The organism is Paenibacillus sp. YIM B09110, assembly GCF_037167145.1.
In the GTDB taxonomy this organism is placed as follows: Bacteria; Bacillota; Bacilli; order Paenibacillales; family Paenibacillaceae; genus Pristimantibacillus.
In genome coordinates this window covers 78,311-86,378 of the sequence record NZ_JBANSP010000024.1, presented here as the reverse complement: position 1 = coordinate 86,378, position 8,068 = coordinate 78,311, and the positions used below count along the sequence as shown (strand labels likewise).

General features: G+C 46.0%; 6 protein-coding genes and 1 pseudogene. 1 reads left to right on the top strand and 6 read right to left on the bottom strand.

The features are described 5' to 3' along the window. Positions 1 to 123 precede the first annotated feature (123 nt). The gene (locus V8F51_RS25645; RefSeq protein ID WP_337103342.1) at positions 124 to 1,587 is read right to left on the bottom strand and encodes an RICIN domain-containing protein; all 1,464 of its coding nucleotides are present in this window, start codon (positions 1,585 to 1,587) and stop codon (positions 124 to 126) included. A 181-nt stretch (positions 1,588 to 1,768) separates the two neighbouring features. Then, positions 1,769 to 2,476, bottom strand: a complete 708-nt coding sequence (locus V8F51_RS25640; protein WP_337103341.1) for a MerR family DNA-binding transcriptional regulator — start codon at positions 2,474 to 2,476, stop codon at positions 1,769 to 1,771. A 227-nt stretch (positions 2,477 to 2,703) separates the two neighbouring features. Here V8F51_RS25640 and uvrA point away from each other — a divergent pair. Further along, positions 2,704 to 5,203, top strand: a pseudogene (gene uvrA / locus V8F51_RS25635) (excinuclease ABC subunit UvrA). Between the two features lie 64 nt (positions 5,204 to 5,267). Here uvrA and V8F51_RS25630 read toward each other — a convergent pair. The 4 genes from V8F51_RS25630 to V8F51_RS25615 form a co-directional block, all read right to left on the bottom strand. Then, the gene (locus V8F51_RS25630; protein WP_337103340.1) at positions 5,268 to 5,900 is read right to left on the bottom strand and encodes a GNAT family N-acetyltransferase; all 633 of its coding nucleotides are present in this window, start codon (positions 5,898 to 5,900) and stop codon (positions 5,268 to 5,270) included. A gap of 119 nt (positions 5,901 to 6,019) precedes the next feature. Then, on the bottom strand, positions 6,020 to 6,274 hold the full coding sequence (locus V8F51_RS25625; protein WP_337103339.1) for a hypothetical protein: 255 nt from the start codon (positions 6,272 to 6,274) through the stop codon (positions 6,020 to 6,022). Between the two features lie 455 nt (positions 6,275 to 6,729). Then, complete coding sequence (locus V8F51_RS25620) at positions 6,730 to 7,218, bottom strand: GNAT family N-acetyltransferase (RefSeq protein ID WP_337103338.1); 489 nt, start codon at positions 7,216 to 7,218, stop codon at positions 6,730 to 6,732. 178 nt (positions 7,219 to 7,396) lie between these two features. Then, positions 7,397 to 8,005, bottom strand: coding sequence for a hypothetical protein (locus tag V8F51_RS25615; RefSeq protein ID WP_337103337.1), 609 nt, complete (start codon positions 8,003 to 8,005; stop codon positions 7,397 to 7,399). Positions 8,006 to 8,068: the final 63 nt, after the last annotated feature.

Below are 8,068 nucleotides of genomic sequence, written 5' to 3'. Positions count from 1 at the left end.
ACAAAAAAACAAACGGCAAAGGAGGTTCCCCATGCCGTTTCGGATTACATTCATATTCCTGATCTTGTCTTAGAGGTTATCTTAATGACATTGCCACTCATGGCCGCCCTTTTCCGATTCATACTAATTTACTTCAATAATCTGCCACTTCTGATTTGCTCCGCCCCAATAGTCGTATTGTATGACGGCCGAATTATTAGCTGTACCGCTTGCATCCAGCGATTTGCCGCTATTGCGGTTAATAATCCGGTATGAATTGTTGCCGACATAGGTGAATGTCCATTGCTGATTGTTCCCGCCAGAATACGTGTATTGAATGACGGTTCCGTTATTGGCAGTTGAAGCGTTGGCTACATCGGCCGCTTTCCCGCTATTCACATTCACAATCTTGAAGTAATTGCCTGCGGCCTGAATGTTCCACTTCTGGTTGTTACCGCCCCAGTTGTCGTAAATCTGGATTGCTGCGTTGTTAGCGGTTGATTGCCCTGCTACATCAAGCACCCTGCCGTTGCTTACGTTAACGATCTTATATTTCTTGGCGGGATCGAAGATTCCTCCGCCTGCGTTCCCTGCGATAACACCCGTGGCCGCATCGATATCTACGCTCGGATACCAATCCATCTGCAACGTTGTGCTCGTCGGGAAAGTAAGCGGCAGCCATACGTATTGAGAATTATTGACCGCTTCGCCCCAGGCGCCTGCCCATCGATCGCCCATGAACAGATACGACGTCGTTTGACTGCCAACGACCGGGATGACATAAGTGGATTGCGAACTGTAAGTGACGGAATCGCCGAAGTTAACCGGATTCGTCCAAGTCCCTTCGATACTGGAAGCGGTAGCGTATTTGGCTTGGTTCGGGTTCCAGCCCGTTGCTCCAGAAGTAATTAAGAAATAGGTCGAGCCGCGCTTGAAGATAGCAGGCGCTTCCCTGTAGGCTCCAATCCATAGCGTATGAACGAGCGCATCTACGCCAAGGAAATCAGACGTTAATCGGAAAATGTTCATATCCGCGTTCACTCTCGTAGAAGAGATCAGATATGCCGTACCATTGTCGTTGTACACGGTCATGTCTCTCGAGTCCTTATCGAGCGGACGGAAGCTGCCGTGATACGTATACGGCCCTTCAATTGAAGACGATGATGCTACGGCAACTCTCCCTTCCCCGTAATCCACTCCATTTTCCTTATGCATCCACATGACAAACTTGCCTGTCGAGCTGTTGTAGAGCAGCTTAGGCCGTTCAATGTTAGCGGTAGCAAGCTCTCCTCCCATACTTTTGCTTAGCAAATGGGCGCGGAATTCCCAGTTTTTCAGATCAGTCGAGCGATAAAGAGATACCAGATTTGTTCCATCGCGGTTTTCACCTAACCAATAATAATAGTTACCATGCTTGAGCATGCCGCCGCCATGCGCGTGTACGACATTTCCGTTTGTGTCTGTAAACTGAACGCCACTCGTCACATTTACGTTTGCCGCTTCTGCAACAGTCGGGAATTGAGACAAGCCAAGCGAGCCTGCAAGCAATACCAGCAACAGCATACACAGAAACATTTTGTTACGCGTGTTCAACCGTTCAACCAACATCATCAAATCTCCCTTCATGGTTTGGATTTGTAAAGCGCTTACATTTTATATTATAGGCCTGTCCTTCAGATGTGGAAATCGTACAATTCGGACTTTTATGAACTATTGTTACATTTTTTACCTATTCACAAAAAATTTCTTTGCTAATAACCAAAAGAAGACTGCTGCCGCAGTCTCGTATTTATGGCTTGAGGTCTTTCATTTCTTCCAGCTCTATTAAGCGATACAAATACTTGATTCCTCGCATACGGTTACGGTTAATTTGGTTTAGAAACTGCAACGATTCCTTCGCGATACGTCTAGCCTGCTCGATATTGTTATGATCAAGCTCTTCAATAACCTTCCTGATCGTATCTAGTGACCATACAGCCATTCGCAATGTTCCAATTATAAGAATTTGTCTGATCTGCGACGGCCTGAACACGCGGTATCCATTCTCTTCATTGCGAGAAACCGTAATTAAGCCCATCTTCTCCCAATGGCGAATCGCCGATGCCGGTACGGATGTGGCCTTCGAAACTTCGCCAATGGACATCCACTTCCGTCTTCCCCACTGGTCAAGATGATCGAGCTCTTTGGAATCCAATGCTTCGATCGTTTTCTCAGCCATCTGTTTATCGCGCTGCAGCGATGCTTGCGACTCGTTCACAACCCATAAAGCTTCATCGGTGTTATTGTTCAGCAGCAACTTTAATACTTCTACCGTTTTCATCATGCCGAACCCTTCGCCCATTGCGCGGATGCATTCAAAGTAAGCGAAGTGAAGCTCCGAATAATTCCGATATCCGTTGTCGCTCCTCTCTACCGGGGGTAGAACGCCCCATGATTCGTAATGCCTCAGAGCACTTGTGCTAATGTTTAATTTCTTGGCAATGTCGATCGGTCTCATATAAAGAACGCCTCCTTGAGGGGCAAGTTTGCTCAGTTCGAAAGAACGAAGGTTCAACTATAACCTTAAATAGCAATAACAAACTTTCAAAGCACGTAAGCATGAGTAGTAAGATAAAACTAAGCTCAACCTTATCACTTGCATTAATATTATAAGATTAAGGTATCAAAGGAACGAAGGAGGAGCAAGTTTAATTTAATCCTAATCTATCTGATGGAGGTACAGCTTTGAACGACTTCATTGAAATACGAGGTGCGCGTGAAAATAACCTCAAGAACGTTACGCTTCAAATTCCGAAGTACAAGCTGGTCGTCCTTACAGGTCCCTCGGGCTCCGGCAAATCAACGCTCGCTATGGATACGCTGCAGCGCGAGTGCCAGCGTCAGGTATATGGAATCCATGGGGATGACCTCGGAATCGCTGGCTAAGCCGAAGGTCGACGCCATTATCGGTCTCTCCCCATCGATTAGCGTCGGGCAGCATGTGACGAATCGAAACCCGAGATCGACAGTCGGAACCGTAACTGATATTTACACGTATTTGCGCATTATTTATGAGAAGCTTGGGGAACGTTCTTGTGTGCATTGCGGTACAAGGTTCATTCCGAGTCCATCTGCGGAAGCGGAAGCTTCTACGAACGAAGACGATGATACGACAAATATGTCCGCTGTTCGATGTCCAAATTGCCATGGAGAGATGGAACATTGGACGCGGAGACACTTCTCCTATAATACACCCGACGGCGCTTGCGATACCTGCGGCGGCCTTGGGCATACGGTGAGCTTAGATCTCGATGCCGTGTTTGATCAGGAGAAAAGCGTTCTCGGAGGCGGCGTATCGATATGGTTCGAGATGCTGGCCAACTACCATACTTCCGTTCTGAAAGCAGCAGCAACGCACTATGGATTACCCTATGATCCAGAGCAACTCCTAAAAGAATACAACGAAGCTCTGCGGGATCTGTTGTATTACGGCGTCGAGAGCGATGCGTTCATTCGTCACTTCCCGGATATGAAGCCGCCTAAGACGGTGAACGGAGGCAAGTTCGAAGGCGTTGTAACGGGAATATGGCGCCGCTACAAGGAGAAAGGCGGCGAATCGGGCGAAGGAGCATTATTTCGGGAACAGCTCTGCGTAGACTGTCATGGAGCTAAGCTCAAGAAAGAGATTCGGGACGTAACCGTAGGCGGCTCCTCCATCTCCGATATCGCAGGCTGGGCACTGCAAGACACCGTGTCGTGGCTGGATGCGTTGATGGGTCAGCTCGGACCGGATGATAAGGAACAGGTCGAATCGATGCTGCATGACCTGACCGTTCGGACGAAACGTATCGTTAACGTCGGACTCGGCTATCTTACGCTCAATCGACAGTCGGTAACTCTCTCGGGCGGCGAAGCTCAGCGGCTTCGGCTGGCTTCTATTCTTGGTTCAGGCTTGACGGGCGTGCTCTATATTTTAGACGAACCTACCGCGGGACTTCATCCGAAGGATACAGCCGGATTGATTCAAGTGCTCGGACAGCTCCGAGATTTGGGTAATACGGTTCTTGTCATTGAACACGACGTGGAAATGATGAAAGCTGCAGATCATGTCATCGACATGGGTCCAGGTGCCGGCAGCTTCGGAGGCAGCGTCGTTGGCGAAGGCACATTGGAACAGCTAATCAACAACGAGCATTCGGTAACAGGCGCATTTCTGCGAGAGTCTGCTAAGATGAGCGGTAAAACGACGAGACGTATTGGAAATGGGAAATGGCTTACGGTTCGGGACGCCTACGAACGTAATTTGAAACATATCGATGTTTCGTTCCCGCTCGGACGCCTTGTTGCCTTAACCGGCGTATCAGGATCGGGAAAATCAACGCTGCTGTTCGACCTCGTTGCTGCCGGAGGCAGTGACGATCTGAAGCGTAATGGCTGCGGCAGCATAACTGGCTTCGACGCAATCGGCAACATCGTAACGGTCGACCAATCGCCTCTCGGCAGGATGAGCCGATCCAACGTTGCAACATATACCGATGTGTTCACCTCTATGCGCAATCTATATGCCGGGTTGCCCGAGGCGAAGAAAGCGGGACTAACATCCAAGCATTTCTCTTTCAACACACCAGGGGGACGATGTGAGCATTGCCAAGGGCTAGGTGTTGTACCGATGGATATGTTCTTCCTTCCTGGCCTTGAGGTTCGTTGTCCTGTATGCCGCGGCAAGCGGTTCAAGGAAGAGGTGCTTCGCGTCACCTACAAAGGGCTGTCCATTTCCGACCTGCTTGACCTAACCGTTCAAGAAAGCTTGTCGCTGCTCGAAGGGCAAGGCAAGATGGATGCTCCGATCTCGCTCTTGAACGAGGTCGGTCTTGGCTACTTGCATTGGGGTCAATCCATCGTGACATTATCTGGCGGCGAAGGCCAGCGAATTCGACTGGCGAAGGAACTAAGCGGCAAGTCAAAGCAGCATACGCTGTACCTGCTCGATGAACCTTCTACCGGCTTGCACCCGCGGGATACGAAGCAATTGCTTCTGCTGCTTGGTAAGCTTGTCGACGCAGGCAACAGCGTAATCGTCGTCGAACATAACCTAGATATCATCCGAGAATGCGACTGGATTATCGACATCGGTCCCGAGGGAGGACATGAAGGAGGCGAAGTTATCGCCCAAGGAACGCCGGAAGACGTGGCCCAAGTCGACAACTCGCATACTGGACGATATTTACGAGAAGCGCTGCGGTAAACAGCCCATATAGTTAGATAGGACCTCATACTCCACGCAAGTGTGGAAGATTGAGGTCCTTTTTTTAATCGTATGTTCGTACACGCTTAACATCAAGGTGCATCCGTATCAATGGTCCGCCCGGTGAGTTGGCGACACCGGTGACGACGAACCCCACCGATTCGTAAAACGCTTTGGCGTGATTGGCGGAAACCTCTATACGCAAACCGCGACCCGCAATGTCTGCAATCAGTGCACTCGCAACGCCTTGACGCATCCAGTTAGGATCAGTGAACAGATCTTCGAGTTCGAGGAAGTCGTCGACCTGACGCGCCGATGCGAAGCCGACGACCCGCCCGTCAACAACAGCAACAAGCGCGAACGGCAGCATCGCGTCGTTCCAGGCGAGCCACTCAGGATGGGCGGCGATTAGGTCGTGGTCGGCTTTGTTTGTTAGAGATGCTCGGCGATACACATCACGGATCGTATCGACATCTCCAATGACAGCGCTCCGAATGCCGAGGTCTGAAGCTTTGGGTCGAGATATCGCCATACCATCGTCTAACTGATGCATCCACTTTCCTTCTCTTTTAAGGTTTTCGATCCTTTCTCGGATCAATAGGGAGAACTGACTCTCCCCTTCTTTATTTACTAATGTTTTCTCTAAGGCTTGAATCTCGATTGATAGGATAAATTGCTTAAGCTCAGCCATATTCATATTGAGCCAACGCTCCTCGTTCAACAGATAAACCGTCCAGTATACTGGATGTATATTATCTCTGAGCAAGTCTTAGTCATTCGTTTCGACTAGCTCCGTTAGCGTAACAGTCGATTGATTTAGCTTTCATCTTTGAAATGAAAATGTTCATGATAGATCGAGTCCATTCCAACCAACTTACCATTCGTTTTATGGTAAAATGCAAAGTTATTATTTAGTGGCATTCGAAGTATTTGATAATTGTGATCTCTTGGCAAAGCTTCAACTTCTTTGATGGCTAACTCATGTGTAGTGTAGATACCTATTGGAAAGAAATTTGGAAAACCAGTTGAGCCATCTGCAACGAAAATTCCCCATACGTAATCATTTGGCATCATATAATTCCCCTTATCAGTTGCGACTGTTAGCGTAGAACGTCAGTCAAATTTCACGACTCTTCTCGGTGTTCTCTTCTATCTTTTTGGATAAAAGACTTATTTCATTTCTAAGCAATTGTACTTCATCTTCAACCTCACGAACAAACCGTAATAAGGTGTAACCAATTATGCTAAGTAGGAGACCTAATATAGGAAAAATAACTCTTCTCGTAGTAATCGACATAAACACGCTTTCTGGAGTATCAGATGAAAATGATTTGGGCATGTACTGCCATAACCCTAGAACAATTAATAAAATTCCTGCGACAATCATTAAATACGACAATGTTTTAGTCTTATTGAAATACAATTAAGCCACACCTCCATAACATAGCCCCTTCTTCTTCAATTCTAATTACTTACATAACGGTTATCAATTATTATAAGTTCCAGAGTTGATGAAATTTATTTTACTAACTCAAAAGCGATAGTTCTTTTATAAACCAAGCGTCCGTAGCATTGTGCTCTGAACCATCTAGTGGTGTTTCAAGTTGTTGGAAACCTAATTTCATGTAAAGGAGATTTGCTGCCTCAAGTTTCTTCAATGTTTCTAAGTAACAGTGTGTATAGTGTTCCTTCGCGAACTCGAGCGCTACTTTCATAAGCTCCTTCGACAGACCCATACCTTGAGCTTCAGGTGCAATGTATAACTTTTGCAACTCGCAAATTCCCGACTGCTGTCCAAATGATGCAATACCCACACCGCCTACCACTTCATTTTGTTCATTCACTGCAACCCAATATTTTGCATTCGATTGTTCCTTGTAATATTGTGCCAGCCTACTCAAATGAGGGTCAAAATAGGCTGTTCCCGGAATGTTTAGATTAAATGATTCCAATGAGCGCTTAATAATTCGCTCTATTGTTTGATTATCCTTTTCTTCAATTTCACGAATTTGCATTGTTTCATTCCCCCAATATCTAACTAAATATTATTTGTTAACTTAAATATTATTCGACAAATCATTCAACCTATTCGAGTAACCTACTCATTAGCTCAACAAAAAGGCAACCGTTAGTATGACCGGCTGCCTTGGTGTAGTTATTATGCTAACGTTCACCGTTAGTTCAATAAACTACTCATTGATTATTGAGAGGGAATCGATGTAATACTTCAACATTCTCTTCACTCATGTACCAATCATTTACTACAAACTCCAAATCAATGAGTTTGCTCGTTCCAAAGTCAAAATCTCTATTTTTCTTTAGAAATCGAAGGAATTGATCAGAATTCTTTAAGTTCGGATTTTGAAAACGGAGACAAGTCATATGAGCGGTATGAGTCTTATATCGTTCGTCCAGGGTGTTCTTAATTCCAGCTTTCTTAAAATTTTCTCTGATTTTATTACGTAATTTTTCCAAAGTGGACCCATTAGGAAATCCTTGAATCATTACACAATCAGGCGATCCAGTTATTCCACGATAACTGATATCAAACGAAGGAATAGATATAATTGACTGGGCAAGAATCTCAACATAAGAAGCAATGTTAATTTCACTTAATTTAAACTCGGCATTATTTGTAATGATCGAGAGCACTGTCGTGTGGAGTTCGTTAGGTTTATAGTAATACTGGTTAGGCTCAATCAATCTAGCTTCTTTCAAAAAATTCATTACCGAATCCTGCACGTAACGTGACGGACGGCAAATTAACGTTAAGCCTCTTCTTAAATCAACAGTCTTACTCAAAAGATTGGAATCGATCCTCACTGAGTTAGTCTGTATGGATTGAAGGGCTTGACTCCACAATTT

What these genes read in the sequence shown, in the direction of transcription:
- V8F51_RS25645 (WP_337103342.1), bottom strand. Translation starts at nt 1,587, where the DNA reads ATGTTGGTTGAACGGTTGAACACGCGTAACAAAATGTTTCTGTGTATG.
- V8F51_RS25640 (WP_337103341.1), bottom strand. Translation starts at nt 2,476, where the DNA reads ATGAGACCGATCGACATTGCCAAGAAATTAAACATTAGCACAAGTGCT.
- V8F51_RS25630 (WP_337103340.1), bottom strand. Translation starts at nt 5,900, where the DNA reads ATGAATATGGCTGAGCTTAAGCAATTTATCCTATCAATCGAGATTCAA.
- V8F51_RS25625 (WP_337103339.1), bottom strand. Translation starts at nt 6,274, where the DNA reads ATGCCAAATGATTACGTATGGGGAATTTTCGTTGCAGATGGCTCAACT.
- V8F51_RS25620 (WP_337103338.1), bottom strand. Translation starts at nt 7,218, where the DNA reads ATGCAAATTCGTGAAATTGAAGAAAAGGATAATCAAACAATAGAGCGA.